Annotated in this window: 1 protein-coding gene; it reads right to left on the minus strand. The window is 66.7% G+C overall.

Annotated elements, in window-relative coordinates; all coding sequences use genetic code 11:
• On the minus strand, positions 1-270 hold a 270-nt coding region (locus IB278_RS34360; protein ID WP_192328896.1), incomplete at both ends, for an AMP-binding protein.

Raw genomic sequence — 270 nt, forward strand, 5'->3', positions numbered from 1 at the left:
GCGGCAAGGTGCATGAGCCCGGCACCAGCGGCGTGGCGCCCGGCAGGGGCGTGATGACGTGGCCGCCGGTCTCGGTCTGCCAGAAGGTGTCGACGATCGGACATTTCTCATGGCCGATATGGCGGTGATACCACATCCAGGCTTCGGGGTTGATGGGCTCGCCCACCGAGCCGAGGATGCGCAGGCTGTCCAGGTTCCAGTTCTTCGGGTGCACCTTCTCGTCCGATTCGGCGGCCTTGATGAGCGAGCGGATGGCGGTGGGGGCGGTGT

The sequence above is a fragment of the Variovorax sp. VRV01 genome (assembly GCF_014852545.1).
Classification (GTDB): domain Bacteria; phylum Pseudomonadota; class Gammaproteobacteria; order Burkholderiales; family Burkholderiaceae_C; genus Variovorax; species Variovorax beijingensis_A.